This window comes from Paenimyroides baculatum (assembly GCF_008629655.1).
Lineage (GTDB): Bacteria > Bacteroidota > Bacteroidia > Flavobacteriales > Flavobacteriaceae > Flavobacterium > Flavobacterium baculatum.
On sequence record NZ_VWSG01000007.1, the window covers coordinates 132,005 to 149,789 of the forward strand.

Genomic DNA, 17,785 nt, shown 5'->3' on the forward strand with positions numbered 1-17,785 from the left:
AATAAAATGGGAAGATTTGGTGCTACCGAGATAATTTTAATAGTAGTTGTTGTACTATTATTGTTTGGAGGAAAAAAAATTCCGGAATTAATGAAAGGATTAGGTTCTGGTATTAAAGAATTTAAAGATGCTACGAAGGATAACAGTGGAGCAACTTCAAATCCGAATAAAAACAATACAGATTCTAAATCTGAATAAAACTTAAAAGATGCTAAATGCATCTTTTTTATTTAATAAGTTCTCGACTCCGCTCGAACTGACGAAAGTCTAAATTATTAAACTTATAAATAAACAAAAATTAAATGCCCGCTTGAAAAGTATCAAGCGGGCATCCCTTATAAAACATAATAAAAACACTACTTTTTTTTAATTCCGCTCATTTAAAATTTAAATGATTGGTCTTTTTCATAACAATTTCTTTTTTGTAATTTTCTTTTTCATATTATATAAAGCAAATGAAAGACCAAAAAACAGAAACTATATATTATTTTCAGCAGATCTATCACAAACCCACGTAAATCAACACTTTGAGTGATAAATCATTTTAATCAATAAAAAATCAATTTGCCAATTACTCAATTTAAATCGTGAAAACGTACCCGAATTGAGTATTATTTCCACTATTTTAGTGTGTAATTGCTAATCGTTCAAAATCATGGTTAATTGCAATCGCTTTTTCTGCTGATCTACTTCCAACACTTTTACTTGAACATGTTCGTGCAGTTTAACCACTTCGTTAACATCTGCCACAAAACCCGCCTTTAACTGCGATATATGCACCAAGCCGCTTTCTTTAATTCCGATATCGACAAAACATCCGAAATTTGTAATGTTGTTAATGATGCCGTTGTAAACTTTACCAACCTCAACATCGTTAATTGATTTTAACGACGCATCAAACTCCAATACTTTTGCTTTTTTACGCGGATCTAATCCTGGTTTTTCCAATTCTTTCAATAAATCAGTTATATAATGAATTCCATATTGTTCTGAAATGTATTTAGAAGGATCTATTTTTTCGATTGCAGATTTATTTCCGATCAATTCATTAGTACTGATTTTTAAATCTTTTACCATTTTTTCTACCAAAATATAAGCTTCCGGATGCACCGCAGAATTATCTAACACAAAATCGCCATTTACAATTCTAACAAAAGCTGCCGCCTGCTGATACGCTTTTTCGCCCAAACGCGGAACACTTTTTAGTTCTTTTCTATTGGTAAAAGCTCCGTTTTCTGCTCTGTACGCCACAATTTTTTCAGCCAGTTTTTCACCGATTCCCGAAACATAACTTAACAGCGATTTACTTGCAGTATTTAGGTTGATACCGATTTTATTTACACTGCGAATTACCACCTGATCTAATTCTTCTTTTAATAGCGTTTGATCCACATCGTGCTGGTACTGACCAACTCCAATTGATTTTGGATCGATTTTTACCAACTCTGCCAACGGATCTTGTAATCTTCGGCCAATTGAAACGGCGCCACGAACGGTAACATCATAATTAGCAAATTCGTCACGCGCAATTTTCGATGCCGAATAAACCGATGCACCTGCTTCGCTTACCACAAAAACCTGCAAAGGTTTATCAAACGCAACTTTTTTTATGAAAAATTCGGTTTCACGACTTGCCGTTCCGTTACCAATGGCAATGGCATCAATTTTATACGAATTCGCCATAGAACGCACTTTTTTGGTAGCCATGGCAATATCTTTTTGAGGTGCATGCGGAAAAATAGTTTCGTTGTATAACAGATTTCCGTTTTCATCGATACACACAACTTTACAACCGGTTTTAAATCCGGGATCTATTCCCATAACGCGTTTTTCGCCCAATGGTGCCGACAATAACAACTGCGATAAATTCTCTGAAAAAACTCCGATCGATTGTAAATCGGCTTTTAGTTTGTATTCCTGCAAAACTTCGTTAGACAATGCCGGTTCTAACAAACGCTTATACGAATCGGCAACTGCTTTTGAAATTTCGGCAGCTGTTTCGTGATTTTTATTTTTAATTACGGTATCTTCTATAAATGTAATGGCTTCGGTTTTATCAATGCTTACGTCTAACTTTACAAAACCTTCGTTGTTGGCGCGCAACATTGCCAACAATCGGTGTGCAGGTGCTTTAAACAAAGGTTCGTTCCAATCGAAATACTGTTCAAATTTCTTTGCAGCATCTTCGTCTTTCTTCGTTTTTACAACTTTAGTCGAAATTTCTGCATTGCGCTGAAACTTGCGTCGAAGTGCTTTTCGAACATAAATATTTTCATTGATCCATTCGGCAATAATATCGCGAGCACCTTGCAAAGCATCTTCACCAGAAAAAACTTTGCTGTTTAAATATCTTTCTGCAGTGTATTCCAAATCATCCACATTTTGCGACATAATCATTTTTGCCAAGGGTTCTAATCCCGCTTCACGAGCGGTATCGGCTTTGGTTTTTCTTTTCTTTTTAAAAGGAAGATACAAATCTTCAATTTCGACCAAATCAAAAGAATTCTGAATTTTATCTTTCAGAAAATCGGTCAGCAATCCTTGTTCTTCTATCGATGCCAAAACAGATTCTTTTCTTTTAACCAATGTTTCAAACTGATTGGAAAGTTTGGCAATTTGTTCGATTTGCACTTCATCTAAATTTCCCGTAGCATCTTTTCTATACCGCGCAATAAACGGAATGGTACAATCTTGTGCTAATAATTCTAATGTACTTTGTATGGATTTATCGGAAATGGTAACTTTTTCCTTTATATATTGAATAGTGTTCATTGCATGAATTTTGAACTGCAAAAATACTACCTTTGCACCAATTACTACCGTATGAAATTTGTATTTGTATACTTAATTATTATTAATTACATTGCCTTTAGCCTGTACCATTTAGATAAACAACGGGCAATTAAGGGCAAACAGCGTATTTCTGAAAAAAATCTGTTAACTATTGCTGCTTTTGGCGGAACTTTAGGTGCTTATATTGGTATGCAGAAGTATCGAAATAAAACCAACAAACTGTCTTTTAAACTGTGGTTTTACGGTATCTTAATTTTACAGATTATATTCTTTTTTGCTTTTTATAAGAAGAGGTTTTTTATATAAAACAGATATTTATAATGTTGTCAAGCTGAACTTGATTCAGCTTCTCATCTATATACTAAAAATGAGATTCCGGAACAAGTCCGGAATGATAAAAATTGAATTTAATAAAGTATTGAGTCCTCATTACTTAACTACAAGCAATTTTATTTACACGGGTTTCGTGACGTCCGCCTTCAAATTCGGTAGTTAAAAAAGCATCAACCATTTCTAAAACTTGCGGAATAGCCGTAAAGCGAGCTGGGATAGAAATAACGTTTGCGTTGTTATGTTGGCGTGCCAAAACGGCAATTTCTTTCGTCCAACACAAAGCACAACGAACACCCTGATGTTTGTTTGCACTCATGGCAATTCCGTTACCCGAACCGCAGATTACAATTCCAAAATCAACATTATGGTCTTCTACATCTTGTGCTACTTTGTGTCCGAAATCTGGATAATCAACAGAATCAAAAGTATCTGTTCCGTAATTAACTACTTCAATTCCTTTGTCCTGAAGCATTTGCACAATGGCTTTTTTATATTCCGGACCTGCGTGATCGTTTCCTATTGCTATTTTCATGTTGTTTTGCTGTATTGTTTGTACAAAGGTAATTATTTTGAATTATTGAAAGATTTAAAAATTTATGGATTTAATATTATATTTGACAAAACACCATTTGAAATGCTTAACGTAATTTATGGCAAAAACTCTAAAGAGGTACTAACTTTTTTTAGTGCTTTATGTCTTTTAATTATCATTTTAATAACTTACGGGTTATATAATAAAAACTCATTATGTTTAGTCATAGGAATATCAATTTTTGTTAATTTACCATTTTTACTAATTGAAAAAGGTATTGAAATTGATAAACTTCAAAATAAATATCGCTTTTATAACTCAATATTTGGTTTAAAGTTCAACACCAAAAAATGGTATCTGTTACCAAACACTCAATACATTTCTCTTTATAAAGCCAAGAAAACACGTGAAGCACCAATGGGTGTCAATTACAACTATTCGTACTTTTACATTTATGAAATAAATTTATTTGATGAAAACAACCAACACTACATGTTGTTTCAAATAGATTTCAACTATTTAAGTCATGCGTTATTCTGTTCAAAACAAATTGCCGCTTATTTAAATATTCCGGTAGTTGACGCTACAACCCACGAACATAAATGGATAAATAACGTTTAACCCAAAATTATTATTTAAGACAAAATTTACATTTACACTTTAATATTTTCTTATCTTTAATACGTATTTGGGCTTTATGCTTAAACAAATTTATATATGACAAAGAAAATAAGAAAATTCAATAAAAAACCGGGCAAAGATTATTCCGGACAAATTTTAAAATTACTTTCGCAAAACAGCTCTAAAGATTTTAACTATAAGCAAATAGCCGCTGTTTTAGAAGTTACCGATACTAAAGGAAGAAACGAAATCATCAAAGAATTAAAATATCTGGTTTCAACCCAAAAAATTGAAGAAGTAGATCGTGGAAAGTTCCGTATTTTGGAACAATCGAGCTATTTTGAAGGAACAATTGACATGACTGCCCGTAAAGCAGCCTATTTTATTAGTCCTGAATTCGACGAAGATCCGTTTATTCCAACCAACAATTTAAACAAGGCATTACACGGGGACAAGGTTAAAGCCTACGTTTACAACAAGCGTAAAGGCAAAAAGCCCGAAGCCGAAGTTATAGAGATTATAGAACGTAAACGCGATGAGTTTGTCGGCGTAATTCAGATCAACGGCACGTTTGCTTTCGTTGTTACAGCAAACCCTAAAATGTATGTGGATTTGTTTATTCCGAAGGAAAAATTTGGCGATGCCGAAAACGGCGATGTTGTTTTGGTTAAAATGACCGATTGGCCCGAAAAGGCAAACAATCCGTACGGACAAGTTATCAAAGTTTTAGGAAAACCCGGCGAACACAATACCGAAATGCACGCTATTTTGGCCGAATACGGTTTACCGACCGATTTCCCTGTGGAAGTTGAAGCGTTTGCGCAAAAATTAGATACATCGATTACCGAAGAAGAAATTGCAAACCGCCGTGACATGCGTGATGTATTAACGTTTACGATTGATCCGCGCGATGCAAAAGATTTTGATGATGCGTTGTCATTTCAGGTTTTAGAAAACGGAAACTATGAAATTGGTATTCACATTGCAGATGTTTCTCATTACTTACAAGAAGGAACCGTTTTAGACGAAGAAGCCTACAACCGTGCAACATCTATTTATCTGGTTGATCGTGTGGTGCCGATGCTTCCTGAAGTATTATCGAACTTTGCGTGTTCGTTACGACCAAACGAAGAAAAATATACTTTTTCTGCAGTTTTCGAACTGAACAAAAAAGCCGAAATCATGAATTCGTGGTTTGGAAGAACAGTGATTTATTCCGACAAGCGTTTTGCTTACGAAGAAGCACAGGTTATTATTGAAACCAAAGGAAATAAAATTCCTGCCGAAATATCGTTAACCAACGAAGAGCAAACCGTAGAAGAACCAATTGTTAATGCAATTTTAACGATGGACGATCTGGCTAAAAAAATGCGTGCAAAACGTATGGCAAATGGTGCAATTTCGTTTGATAAAGTAGAAGTAAAATTCCATTTAGATGAAAATGACGAACCAACGGGCGTTTATTTCAAGGTTTCAAAAGATGCCAATCATTTAATTGAAGAGTTTATGTTGTTGGCAAACCGTAAGGTTTCAGAATTTATTGGTAAACAGAAAAAAACCTTTATTTACCGTATACACGATGAGCCAGATCAAGATAAATTATTCAATCTGCAAACGGTTATTTCAAAATTTGGTTACGGTTTAAACTTTAAATCAAAAGGTGATATTTCTAAATCGCTTAATAAATTGTTAAGCGATGTTCAGGGTAAAAAAGAACAGAATTTGGTTGATACGTTAGCGATTCGAAGTATGAGCAAAGCAGCATATTCTACCCAAAACATTGGTCATTACGGTTTGGCGTTTGATTATTATTCGCACTTTACTTCACCAATTCGTCGTTACCCTGATGTAATGGTTCACAGGTTATTGCAAAGTTATTTAGACGGAGCAAAATCGGCAGACGAAGAAGTGTACGAAGCTAAATGTGTGCATACCTCGCAAATGGAAAATTTAGCGGCAAATGCAGAACGCGACAGCATAAAATACATGCAGGTTAAGTTTATGCAGGATCATAAAGATGAAGAGTTTGTTGGTGTAATTTCAGGTGTTACCGAATGGGGAATTTACGTGGAAATTGTTGAAAACAAATGTGAAGGAATGGTGCGTATCCGCGAAATTAAAGACGATTATTATACGTTCGACGAAAAACAATATGCTTTAGTGGGCGAGGTTACCAAAAACTTGTTGCAGTTGGGTGATGAAATTATCGTGAAGGTTAAAAATGCCGATTTGGTTAAAAAACAGTTAGATTTTACGTTTATTAAAAAAGTAAATGATTAATGAAAAAGTATTTTTTTACAGCAACCTTACTTATAGGATTACAAACAATGGCAAATGCCCAGGTTGATAAAAACGTGGGCGATTTTACATCGTTAAAAGCTAGCAATCGCATTAAAATTGAACTGATTCCATCAGCAGAAAACAAGATCGTTGTAAAGGAAAGTCAGGCTGATGCCGTTAATATCATCAATAAAAACGGTCGGTTGGTTTTAAAAAACACCTTGAAAGAACTGGTTTCAGAAAGTGAATATTCGGTTACCATTCAGGTTCATTTCAACAATTTAAAAGAAATCGATGCACAAGGTGGTTCGTATATTTTTAGCGATGCCGTTATAGATCAAACCAAAATAGAATTAAACGCCAATTTAGGTTCTACCATAAAACTGAACCTGAAAACAGAAACGTTGACAGCCAATGCCAACACCGGTGCAAAGCTGCATTTAAACGGATCGGCATCAAAATCGGTTAAGCTTTCGGCATCGTCAGGCGGACAAATTACTGCCAACGAATTAACTACTTTACGTAATGTTATTAAGGTAAATTCGGGCAGTGTGGTAAAAGCAACAGCGACCGATTATTTGGAAGCACAGGTATTGGCTGGAGGAAGTATTAAAATTCACGGAAAACCCAAAGATGTTAAAGAAAAAATAACCTTGGGCGGCACAATAGAATATATTAAATAATTTTATCGTAAATTTGTGGTAACATTAAATTAAAATGCCAACTAAAATTGGCATTTTTTTTATACTGTATGGATTTATTTTTAACAGGAATATTGCTTGGTTTTTTTCTCAGTTTCATGATTGGGCCTGTCTTTTTTATATTGATAGAAACCAGCATTACCAAAGGATTTAAAGCCGCATTAACTTTTGATGCTGGTGTTATTATTGCCGATATCTGTTTTATTTTAATAGCTTATTTCAGTAGTTTTCAGCTGATAAACAGAATTAAAGACGATCCCGCGCTTTTTCTTTTTGGCGGAATGATCATGATTACTTACGGAGCTATTTCGTTTGTAAGACTTCAAAAATTAAAGAAAGCCGAAATTCATATCGAAGCTACTTCTTACAAAAACAACTACTTTTCGTTATTTGCCAAAGGATTTTTACTGAACTTTATTAATGTGGGCGTATTAGGATTCTGGCTTACAATCATTATTACCATTGGTCCGCAGTTAGAAATGAATCACGGAAAAATGATTAATTTTTTCGCTTTTGTTATTGGAGCTTATTTATTGACCGATATTTTTAAAATGCTCTTAGCCAAACAATTACAAAGCAAACTTACGCCAAAAAATATCTTAAAGGTAAAAAAAATAAGTTGTGTGCTTTTAGTGGTTTTCGGATTAGTAATCATGTCGAAATCATTCATTAAAAGCGAAATTAAAATTCCTAAAACCATAAAGGAACATCAGTTTCAATAAATAATTCTTTTCTGAATAAATCTTCCGGAGAAAAAAAAATCACAATCGTTTACAACCTTTTTGTTTACATTTACGTCTATACTTTAAACAAACATTTTATATGAAAAAACATTTTCTAACAATCTGCATTTTTAGCGCATTGGCTTTCGGTTCTATTTCTTGTTCTAGCGATGACAATCACGTTCACCAAGAAAACAAATTGGAAAAATTTAAAGGAACATGGGTTGGAACATTCTCTGGCGGAGACACCGGAAATTGGACAGCAACAATTGATGCGGCAGGAAAAGCAACAGGAACAGTATCTTCAAACAGCGTAGCATCAGTAAACTTTGTGTTAACTGGCAATGTTACAGAAAACGGAACTATAAATGTTTCATATTCTTACAGTGGTGAAGAAGTAGGAACAATGACAGGAACTTTAACCGATAAAACGGGATCAGGAACTTGGAACAGTCCGGTTCAAGATTTAGATGGAACTTGGACAGGTACCAAAAACTAAAAAAATCAGCTTTAAAAGCTGATTTTTTAGTTTTATGGGTTATTCAATTTACTATTTCTTTTACTGTACGCAAAATAAACGATTATTCCCAGAACAAGCCAGAAACCAGATAGCATCAACGCTAGTTTGTCTAATGTAATTATTAAACCTATATTAATAATAACGCCTAATATGACAATTATTTTATAGGCAGGTACTTTAAATGGTCGTTCAATATTTGGTTGTCTTTTTCGCATGATCCAAACGGCAATACAAACCATTGTGAAGGCAAACAAAGTTCCAAAACTGGTCATGTGCGCCAAGGTTGATATAGGTGTTAAAGCAGAAACCGTTGCTACTATCAATCCTAATAAAATGATTCCTTTATACGGGGTTTTTGTTGTTGGATGCAATTCGCCGAAAAATTTAGGAATCAGTCCGTCTTTAGACATTCCTATGAAAATACGAGATTGTCCCATCATCATTACCATAACAACTGAAATCAATCCAACAGTAGCAGCAATGGTAACAATATTACTTGCCCAATGTTTCCCGGCAATTTCAAACGCGTAAGCCACCGGTGCTTTTATTGCTTCAGGGTATTTCCCTAACGGATCAAAATCAGAATAATGCATCATTCCGGTCAATACTAACGAAACCATAATGTATAAGGCAGTACAGATCAATAAAGAGGTAATAATGGCAAACGGAACATCTTTTTTAGGATTAATTGCCTCGCCTGCCTGTGTAGAAACAGCATCGAAACCTATATAAGCAAAGAAAATTGCTGCCGCACCCGAGATAATTCCTTGAAAACCGTATGCCGGAGCCATTTCGCCGCTTGTTTGCTTGATCATTGTTTGTTCCGGAATAAAAGGCATCCAGTTTTCTGGCACTACATAAAATGCGCCTACAATAACCACAAATACAACAGCGGTAGTTTTTAAAATAACGATAAAATTATTTGTTTTAGCAGCTTCTTTAGTTCCTTTTACCAATAAAGCGGTTACTAAAAGTACAATGATGAATGCAGGAAGGTTCATTGCAAAGCCTTCGCCTGTGTAACTTACGGGATCTGTAGTAAGATAATCGGGCAGGTAAATGCCAAACATCTTTAAAAATTTGGTAAAATAACCGGACCAACTCACGGAGACCGCCATACTTGCCATGGCATATTCTAATATCAGACACCAGCCTAATCCCCATGCAAAAATTTCACCTACGGTTCCATACGCATACGCATAAGCAGATCCTTCTACAGGAAGTATCGAAGCAAATTCGGCATAGCACAACGCCGCAAAAATACAGGCAATACCAGCAATTACGAATGATAATGCCAAAGCCGGACCCGCGTTATAATACGCTCCCGTACCAGTAAGCACGAAGATTCCGCCACCAATAATGGCACCAACACCAATAGCTGTTAAGCTCCATTTACCTAATATTTTCTTTAAATCACTTTTTTTAATATCTGCCTCGTAGGCACTTAAAGGCTTTTTTATCCAAATATTCGACATACGTTCGATTTGTTTTCTATCAATACCAAATATATATTTTTTTTATCAAAAAAATACGTCTTCTTTCTTTATAATCTTTGGCAACTGACGAAAAGTGAAAAATCGACACCAAATATTACGTTTTTATCAAAATTGAATTCATTATCTGGCTACATACCAACCAGTTTCTTTGTTGTATTTCAAGACAAATTTCTGCATGATAAAGGCAGCGTTTGGATTTTTATCTTTACTTAAACCCGCAAAAGGTGTGCTGGTTTTAATAAGCTTTGCAGATGCCGTTGCTTTGGTTTTACTGTTCAATTCTAACTGAACATCAGAATCTTCCTGAATAGTAAAAAGATAGGTTTTAACCTGTGCTTTGTTCTTTTTTTGATCGATCACAAAATCGTCAGCTTTGGTTGTTAAACCAATATTTACCACTAAAACAGAATCTTTAGAAAGGAGTTTTTTATGTGAACTGATGGTTTCTAAAATGATTAAATCTTGTGATGCCAGATTTCTTAAAACCGACAGTTCCGCGGAATCTTTACGAACACTGTATTTCTGTTCGCCTAACTGTAAATTCGTTTTTTCGAAATAAGGATATTTCTCGGTATGCGTTTCAATCAGGTTTGTAGCCTGTTTAACCGATAAAGATTCAGACGAACACGCTGCGATAACCATCAACAGAAAGAATAATGCAATTTTCTTCATAGTATGATTTTTAAGATAAATATAGTTATTATGAAATTATTTGTAATGTGTTAAATGTAATACTCTCGCATTTTTTTCATCAATAATAATTACAAATGTTCCTCCAATAGATCCACCAGGTAAAGTTCCTGTAATTATATAATATTGTTCAATTTTATGAACTTCATAAGGTTTCTGTAAATCTATTCTTTCTTTGCCATATTTTCCAATTACAATTGGTTCTATTACTTGAATTGCCATTTCTTCATCCTTAATTAATGGTTTCTCACCAATATAATTACGATTCTCTTTTTCAATAGCCAATACTAAATTAAGCTCTTTTTGTGCAAACTTTTTTCCCAAGTAAATACGATTATCTTGTGCATTTACTATGTAACTGTTCAATAGAAAGAAAGAAAGAAAGAAAGAAAGAAAATATAATGACGAAGTTTCTCATCTCATAAAGTTTTAAGATAAATATAGCAATTTGGTAAATGCAAAGTGTAGTAAAACAAAAAAACCTTCAATAGTTGAAGGTTTTTTGAAGAGGCATCTAGCGGATTCGAACCGCTGTAGTCGGTTTTGCAGACCGGTGCCTAGCCGCTCGGCCAAGATGCCATTCTGTAATGTGTTTGCAAATCTACTACAAAAAATTAAATATCAAAACCTAAAGCATAAAATTATGCCCGGTATTCTTCCATAACAATAGTAACTTGCTGTACATCACCACCAATCGGCGGATTTATTTTTGATACTTCCAGCAAAATACGCGAAACCATAGGCAATTCGTCGAAAACACGCACTACAATTCGTTTGGCAACATGTTCTAACAATTTAGATCGTATCGCCATTTCTTCAACTACAATACGGTTTAAATGTACGTAATCTACGGTATCAGCCAATTCATCTGTTTCGGATGATTTTCTTAAATCGGCTTTAATTTCTAAATCAACACGGTATTCCGATCCTATTTTAGCTTCTTCAATTAAGCAACCATGATTAGTAAAAACGCGTATGTTTGTTAAGCGAATAATTCCCATTTCTTAAAATTTATATCGTAAAATTAAACCTTTTTTATAACATATCATTACCGCTTAAAATCAAACATTTTTTGATAAATTTGTAATCTTAATTCAAGAATATGTCAACAAAAGAAAAATCATTGAATTTTATAGAACAAATCATTGAAGACGATTTAAAAAATGGTTTGTCACAAGATAAATTACGCTTTCGTTTTCCGCCCGAACCTAACGGATATCTGCACATTGGGCACGCATCATCGATCTGTTTAAACTTTGGTTTGGGATTAGATTACAACGCACCGGTAAATTTGCGTTTTGACGATACCAACCCTGCAAAAGAGGAACAGGAGTTTGTTGATGCTATTAAGCACGATGTGGAATGGTTGGGGTACAAATGGGATCAGGAAGTTTATGCGTCTGATTATTTTCAGGAATTATATGATTGGGCTGTTCTTTTAATTAAGAAAAGCAAAGCGTATGTTGATAATTTATCGGCAGAGGAAATTGCAAAGCAAAAAGGTACGCCAACACAGGCTGGAGTTAATTCGCCAAACCGCGATCGATCGGTTGAGGAAAACCTGGATTTGTTCGAACGAATGAAAAATGGTGAATTTGCCGAGGGCGCTTATATTTTACGTGCAAAGATCGATATGGCATCGACCAATATGTTGATGCGTGATCCAATTATGTATCGAATCATTAATGCATCGCACCACAGAACGGGCGCAAATTGGAAAATTTATCCTATGTACGACTGGGCTCATGGTGAAAGTGATTATATCGAACAAATTTCGCATTCGTTCTGTACGTTGGAATTTTTACCACATCGCGAATTGTACGATTGGTTTTTAGATCAGATTTATGACGACGAAAAAGTTCGCCCTAAACAGCGCGAATTTGCTCGTAGAAATTTATCGCACACCGTTGTATCAAAACGTAAATTGCTACAATTGGTAAACGAAAAACACGTTACCGGTTGGGACGATCCGCGTATGAGTACCATTTCGGGTATGCGTCGTAGAGGTTACACGCCAACTGCAATCCGTAATTTTGCCGATACCATTGGAATTGCAAAACGTACCAATTTAATTGATGTTTCGTTGTTGGAATTCTGTGTTCGTGAAGATTTAAACAAAATTACCGATCGTGTAATGGCTGTTTTAGATCCGGTTAAAATGATTATTACCAATTATCCCGAAGGTCAGGAAGAATGGTTAGATGCTGAAAACAATCCGGAAGCAGAAGAACTAACGTTTAGAAAAGTCCCTTTTTCAAGAGAATTATATATTGAACGCGAAGATTTTCTGGAAGAAGCAAACAACAAATTTTTCCGTTTAACATTGGGGAAAGAAGTCCGTTTAAAGAACGCGTACATTATTAAAGGCGAAAGCGTTTTTAAGGATGAAAACGGAAATATTACCGAAATTCATGTGACGTATGATGCTGATTCAAGATCGGGAAGCGGAACAGAAGCATCAAAACGCAAGGTAAAAGGAACCATTCATTGGGTTTCGATTCCGAATGCTGTTGAAGCCGAAGTACGTATTTACGACCGTTTGTTTACGCACGAAAATCCTGATGGTAACAAAGAGGTTGATTTTAAAGAATACATTAACCCTGATTCGTTAAAAGTAATCACAGGCTATGTAGAACCAAGCTTAAAAACAGCTGTAAGCGGCGATAAATTCCAGTTTCAACGTTTGGGTTATTTCGCAACCGATAAAGATTCTACTGCAGAAAAATTGGTGTTTAATAAAACGGTTGGCTTACGCGATACGTGGGCTAAAGTTGAAAGTAAAGAGTAAGTTTTTTTTGATTTATAAAACAAAGAACCCCAACCGAATAGTTGGGGTTTCTTGTTTTTATTAAATTTCGTAGTATTATAATTTACTTATTCATACCTCACAGGTTTTAAATTTGCTGTAATTGATAAGATTCAATTTTTAAATCTAAACCTCATCCAACGTTTCATCAGTTAATCGGTATGGAGCTTCATCATCAAACTCGCCTTCCCATTTGGCAATTACAACCGTGGCCAAACAGTTACCAATAACGTTTACCGATGTTCGAGCCATATCCATTAATTCATCGATCCCTAAAATAGCGGCGATAATAAATACCGGCAATCCAAATTGTTCTGCTGTCGCAATCAACACGATTAACGATGCACGCGGAACGGCTGCCACTCCTTTTGATGTGATCATCAACGTAAAGGCAATTCCCAACTGTTGACCTAAATCTAAATTCATTCCGGCTGCCTGTGCAACAAATATCGATGCTAACGACAGATAAAGCGAAGTTCCGTCTAAATTAAAACTGTAACCTGTTGGGATAACAAACGATACAATCTTACGCGGCACTCCGAATTTTTCCATTGCACTCATAGCTTTTGGTAAAGCAGCATCGGAACTTGTAGTTGCAAACGCAATAGAAACGGGTTCTTTTACGGCCGCAATAAACTTTTTAATCGGTATTTTTAAGAACAACATAATCGGTACAAAAACCAGCAGTATAAAAAATACCAGCGCCATGTATAAAGATCCTAAAAGCATGAACAGGTTTTTAAGGATATCAACACCTAAATGTCCCACCGTATAAGCCATTGCTGCCCCAACACCAATTGGTGCAAAATACATAATGATATTGGTGAATTTAAACATGGTTTCAGACAAACTCTCGGTAAAATCAACCAAAGGTTTACGCTTTTTTTCTTCGACCATTGCCAAACCTATTCCGAATAAAACCGAAAATACAACAACTTGTAATACCTGATTTTCATACATTGATTTTACAATGTTTTCAGGAAATAAATCGTAAATAAAATGAGCAAACTTATAAATTCCGTGAACATGATCAGGTAATGATTGTAAGGCAGCGTCGGGCGGTTTTGGTGCAGGAAGTACTTCGTGCGGCATGCTTTGCATATCAATCCCCACACCTGCCTGCGTAATGTTAATTACTGCTAAACCAATAAAAATGGCACATGACGTTGCACAAAAGAAATACAGCATTGACTTCCAAGCCATACGTCCAACCTGTTTTAAATCCGAATGTCCGGCGATACCATAAACCAATGTTGCAAAAATAATTGGCGCCACAATGGTTTTAACCAGCTTGATAAATCCTTTGCTTAACGGTTGCAGTGCCATTGCCGCATTAGGAAAATCGACCCCCACGAAAACCCCAAGTATCATACAGGTGATAATCCATGTGGTAAGATTTTTTCTTGCCAAAGCGTTTATGATCAATACCAATGCAGTTGCCCAACGGACGCCGATCATGAAATCTGCCGAAACAGGTAAAATATCAAATTCGTATAAAAGGGTAATTATAATTGCAAGAGTAATAAATATCGAGGTAAAAATTCCTAATTTGTTTTTAAACATGTTAGTTATGTAAAATGTTGAAAAGCAAATATAAATAGATTTTTCGGGCTTATTTAGTTACGGTCTATTAAATTTTAACCGGTTATTAACATCGTTCTAAAAAAAATTAGTTAACTTTAGTACTCATTAAATCATTATTAAAAATTAAATAAAATTTGTTATGGGAAAAACAGGAAACACATTGGTAGCTATTTTAGCAGGAGCAGCAGTTGGTGCTGTAGCAGGAGTATTATTAGCACCTGAGCAAGGAGAAAAAACAAGAAAGAAAATTTCGGACGGATTTAAATCTGGAACTGACGATTTAAACTGCAAAATGGATGAATTGAAAAACCAGGTTAAAAGTTTGATTTCTTCTAAAAAAGCTGATTTCGAATCGTCTTTAAACACTTTTGTAAATAAAGCCGATGATAAAAAAGAAGACGTTATTGCAAGTTTAGAGCGTAAATTGGCTGAATTAAAAGGACAAGCTTCTAATGCGGTTGACAGAGCAAAAGATATGACTAACAAAGCTGCAGATAATATTAAATCTGAGTTAAAGTAGTCTATGGCATTTAATGAAGATCTAAAAAACAATCTTCATGAAATGAAGTCTGAAGCTAAAGCTTATTTAGAAACCAACATTGATTATTATTCGCTGTTGGGGTTTAAAGTAGCATCAAAAGCTGCAGGCTTCATTTTTAAAATTTTCGCTTTAAGCTTATTTGCTGTTTTATCGTTGTTTTTTTTATCGTTTGCTGCAGCATTTGCCATAGGAAAAGCCTTAGACAGTAACACTTTCGGTTTTTTGATTATAGGTGGTTTTTATATTCTTGTTGCACTTATTGTTTATTCAATGCGCAAGGCTATGATAGATATACCTATTCTTAAAAAATTTTCTAGAATCTTTTTTGACTGATATTTATGAAGATACGTTACAAAACATACGAAGAGGTTGATAAAGAACTGGAAATACTTAGACTTGAACGCGAAATTAGTATCAGGAAGATTGGTAATAATGCTGAAGAAATAACCGAGCTTTTTTCACCTAGGCAGTTACTTCAACAAGGATTAGCTTCTTTTGGTAGTTCGGTAAAAAATTCACAAGGCGTTAAAACTTTAGTATTATCAACCGTATTTAAATTTTTATTCAACAAATTCATTAAAAAAAACAAACACCAACTTTAATAGTTGGTGTTTGTTTTTTACTATTCTTCTGTATTATGTTGTGAAGGGAAATCGGTTTGTGGTGGAAGATTTTTCTTCGGCTGGCTGTAGCCTTTATCTCTTACATTCACTTTCTTCATAGATTCGCCTACCTGATTACTTGCCGTAAACGATGCCACCATGTTGTTTAACATATCGCTACCCGCTTGTGGCGAATTCGGCAATAAAATTAAGTTTGAATTATTTTCTGCACCTATCGATTGTAAAGTATCATAATGTTGCGTAACAACGATCAACGCCGACGCTTCTTGCGAATTAATTCCTACTCTGTTCAAAACATCAACCGATTCTACCAAACCGCGTGCAATTTCTCTACGCTGATCTGCAATACCCTGTCCTTGTAAACGTTTTGATTCTGCTTCTGCCTTTGCTTTTGCAACAATTCGTATACGTTCTGCTTCTCCTTCGTACTCTGCGGCTGTTTTTTCACGATCTGCGGCATTAATACGATTCATTGCATGTTTTACCTGAATATCCGGATCAATATCGGTAATCAGCGTATTAATAATATCATATCCGTAAGTAACCATTGCATCGTTCAACTCACGTTTAACGGCAATTGCAATATCGTCTTTACGTTCAAAAACATCATCTAACTTCAGTTTTGGAACTTCGGCACGCACCACATCGAAAACATAAGAAGTAATCTGATCGTGCGGATATTCCAACTTATAAAAGGCTTCGTAAACATGCTCCTGTATTACTTTAAACTGAACAGAAACCTTCATTTTAACGAATACGTTGTCTTTTGTTTTTGTTTCGATAATAACATCTAACTGCTGAATACGAAGATTTAATCTGCCGGCGATACGATCTACCAACGGAATTTTAATATGTAAACCCGAATTACGAATAGAATGGTATTTTCCGAAACGTTCAACAATTACAGCCGATTGCTGTTTAACGGTAAATAATGATAGCAGTACTATTAATAAAATAACACCAATGATAATGTAAATTGTAAAATCCATTTTAAATTGTTTTTTGGTAAGATATAAAAAAAACCTCTTTTTTCAAAGAGGCTTAAATGCTATTTTTTAATGAAAGACAATTTTACTGTTCCGCCTTCCAATAAACTTAAATATTGTTCGTATTCTGGAAACTGCGCTGTTATTAAAGGAATGTATTCTGAAATATCGCTGTGAATTTCCATATTAGTAGCTGTTTCTACAGCAACCGTTCCGCTAATTTTATAACCCAATACATTTAAAGAAACGTTGTTTCCAGTACGTTGAAAAGCATCGGCGTATTCTGTTACTTTACAATCGGTACCTTCGTGTCTAAAGAAAATTGCTTTGTTGCCAGCAGAAAGTTCTAAATAATCTTTATTGCAATTAGCTGTATGCGGATAATCGATAGTCTGTAACGGCACCACTTTTACCAATTGAATGGTAGTTGGTTCCCATTTACCTGGTTTGGTAACCACTTCCCTGTCATTTTTTTTAGAATCGTCTGATCCGCACGAAGTAAAGAATAACCCTGCAGATAATATAGTAAGGAAAAGATATTTTTTCATAATTTATTG

At 34.9% G+C, this 17,785-nt stretch carries 20 protein-coding genes and 1 tRNA gene; 11 read left to right on the top strand and 10 right to left on the bottom strand.

From position 1 onward, the window contains the following. Positions 1-6: 6 nt before the first annotated feature. The gene (locus tag F0460_RS10660; RefSeq protein WP_091520626.1) at positions 7-198 is read left to right on the top strand and encodes a twin-arginine translocase TatA/TatE family subunit; all 192 of its coding nucleotides are present in this window, start codon (positions 7-9) and stop codon (positions 196-198) included. 441 nt (positions 199-639) lie between these two features. Here F0460_RS10660 and F0460_RS10665 read toward each other — a convergent pair whose 3' ends face one another. Further along, on the bottom strand, positions 640-2,772 hold the full coding sequence (locus F0460_RS10665; protein WP_150013038.1) for a Tex family protein: 2,133 nt from the start codon (positions 2,770-2,772) through the stop codon (positions 640-642). A 51-nt stretch (positions 2,773-2,823) separates the two neighbouring features. Between F0460_RS10665 and F0460_RS10670 the strand changes: the two genes are divergently transcribed. After that, a complete protein-coding gene (locus F0460_RS10670) occupies positions 2,824-3,099 on the top strand; it encodes a DUF1294 domain-containing protein (protein WP_150013040.1) in 276 nt (91 codons plus the stop codon). Between the two features lie 127 nt (positions 3,100-3,226). Here F0460_RS10670 and rpiB read toward each other — a convergent pair whose 3' ends face one another. Beyond that, positions 3,227-3,658 (bottom strand): ribose 5-phosphate isomerase B, encoded by a 432-nt coding sequence (rpiB, locus tag F0460_RS10675; RefSeq protein WP_150013042.1) that lies wholly within the window; start codon positions 3,656-3,658, stop codon positions 3,227-3,229. Positions 3,659-3,703: 45 nt separating this feature from the next. Here rpiB and F0460_RS10680 point away from each other — a divergent pair, with 45 nt between their 5' ends. The 5 genes from F0460_RS10680 (at position 3,704) to F0460_RS10700 (ending at position 8,481) form a co-directional block, all read left to right on the top strand. After that, entirely contained in the window at positions 3,704-4,279 is a 576-nt protein-coding gene (locus tag F0460_RS10680; RefSeq protein ID WP_150013044.1) for a hypothetical protein, read from the top strand. A gap of 96 nt (positions 4,280-4,375) precedes the next feature. Next, the gene (gene rnr / locus F0460_RS10685) at positions 4,376-6,559 is read left to right on the top strand and encodes a ribonuclease R (protein ID WP_150013046.1); all 2,184 of its coding nucleotides are present in this window, start codon (positions 4,376-4,378) and stop codon (positions 6,557-6,559) included. After that, on the top strand, positions 6,559-7,242 hold the full coding sequence (locus tag F0460_RS10690; protein WP_150013048.1) for a GIN domain-containing protein: 684 nt from the start codon (positions 6,559-6,561) through the stop codon (positions 7,240-7,242). Before rnr ends, F0460_RS10690 begins: the two co-directional genes overlap by 1 nt. Positions 7,243-7,310: 68 nt before the next feature. Beyond that, positions 7,311-7,982: a LysE family translocator gene (locus F0460_RS10695; RefSeq protein WP_150013050.1), complete on the top strand. Its 672-nt coding sequence runs from the start codon at positions 7,311-7,313 to the stop codon at positions 7,980-7,982. 100 nt (positions 7,983-8,082) lie between these two features. Beyond that, positions 8,083-8,481 carry a hypothetical protein gene (locus F0460_RS10700; protein ID WP_150013052.1) on the top strand — a complete coding sequence of 133 codons (399 nt, stop codon included), beginning with the start codon at positions 8,083-8,085 and terminating at the stop codon, positions 8,479-8,481. Between the two features lie 32 nt (positions 8,482-8,513). On the opposite strand, the gene F0460_RS10705 is transcribed toward F0460_RS10700, so the two are convergent. The 5 genes from F0460_RS10705 to folB all read right to left on the bottom strand — a co-directional run bounded on the left by F0460_RS10705 (position 8,514) and on the right by folB (position 11,689). Continuing rightward, positions 8,514-9,977, bottom strand: coding sequence for an APC family permease (locus tag F0460_RS10705; protein WP_150013054.1), 1,464 nt, complete (start codon positions 9,975-9,977; stop codon positions 8,514-8,516). Positions 9,978-10,118: 141 nt separating this feature from the next. Then, positions 10,119-10,670, bottom strand: coding sequence for a hypothetical protein (locus F0460_RS10710; RefSeq protein WP_150013056.1), 552 nt, complete (start codon positions 10,668-10,670; stop codon positions 10,119-10,121). Between the two features lie 36 nt (positions 10,671-10,706). Next, positions 10,707-11,012 carry an NTF2 fold immunity protein gene (locus tag F0460_RS10715; protein ID WP_150013058.1) on the bottom strand — a complete coding sequence of 102 codons (306 nt, stop codon included), beginning with the start codon at positions 11,010-11,012 and terminating at the stop codon, positions 10,707-10,709. 184 nt (positions 11,013-11,196) lie between these two features. Next, a tRNA-Cys gene (locus F0460_RS10720) sits at positions 11,197-11,267 on the bottom strand. A gap of 62 nt (positions 11,268-11,329) precedes the next feature. Further along, the gene (gene folB, locus F0460_RS10725) at positions 11,330-11,689 is read right to left on the bottom strand and encodes a dihydroneopterin aldolase (protein WP_150013060.1); all 360 of its coding nucleotides are present in this window, start codon (positions 11,687-11,689) and stop codon (positions 11,330-11,332) included. A 101-nt stretch (positions 11,690-11,790) separates the two neighbouring features. On the opposite strand from folB, the gene F0460_RS10730 reads away from it, so the two are divergent. Continuing rightward, positions 11,791-13,476: a glutamine--tRNA ligase/YqeY domain fusion protein gene (locus F0460_RS10730; RefSeq protein WP_150013062.1), complete on the top strand. Its 1,686-nt coding sequence runs from the start codon at positions 11,791-11,793 to the stop codon at positions 13,474-13,476. 144 nt (positions 13,477-13,620) lie between these two features. Here F0460_RS10730 and F0460_RS10735 read toward each other — a convergent pair whose 3' ends face one another. After that, a complete protein-coding gene (locus tag F0460_RS10735) occupies positions 13,621-15,057 on the bottom strand; it encodes a dicarboxylate/amino acid:cation symporter (RefSeq protein ID WP_150013064.1) in 1,437 nt (478 codons plus the stop codon). 160 nt (positions 15,058-15,217) lie between these two features. On the opposite strand from F0460_RS10735, the gene F0460_RS10740 reads away from it, so the two are divergent. From F0460_RS10740 to F0460_RS10750, 3 genes are read left to right on the top strand one after another with little or no spacing between them, the layout of a single operon-like run. Next, entirely contained in the window at positions 15,218-15,598 is a 381-nt protein-coding gene (locus tag F0460_RS10740) for a YtxH domain-containing protein (RefSeq protein WP_150013066.1), read from the top strand. 3 nt (positions 15,599-15,601) lie between these two features. Continuing rightward, positions 15,602-15,952, top strand: a complete 351-nt coding sequence (locus F0460_RS10745; RefSeq protein WP_150013068.1) for a hypothetical protein — start codon at positions 15,602-15,604, stop codon at positions 15,950-15,952. Positions 15,953-15,957: 5 nt separating this feature from the next. Continuing rightward, positions 15,958-16,221, top strand: coding sequence for a DUF6327 family protein (locus F0460_RS10750; RefSeq protein WP_150013070.1), 264 nt, complete (start codon positions 15,958-15,960; stop codon positions 16,219-16,221). A gap of 20 nt (positions 16,222-16,241) precedes the next feature. On the opposite strand, the gene F0460_RS10755 is transcribed toward F0460_RS10750, so the two are convergent. After that, positions 16,242-17,231, bottom strand: coding sequence for an SPFH domain-containing protein (locus F0460_RS10755; RefSeq protein ID WP_150013072.1), 990 nt, complete (start codon positions 17,229-17,231; stop codon positions 16,242-16,244). Positions 17,232-17,290: 59 nt separating this feature from the next. Further along, complete coding sequence (locus F0460_RS10760; RefSeq protein WP_150013074.1) at positions 17,291-17,776, bottom strand: hypothetical protein; 486 nt, start codon at positions 17,774-17,776, stop codon at positions 17,291-17,293. Positions 17,777-17,785 lie beyond the last annotated feature (9 nt).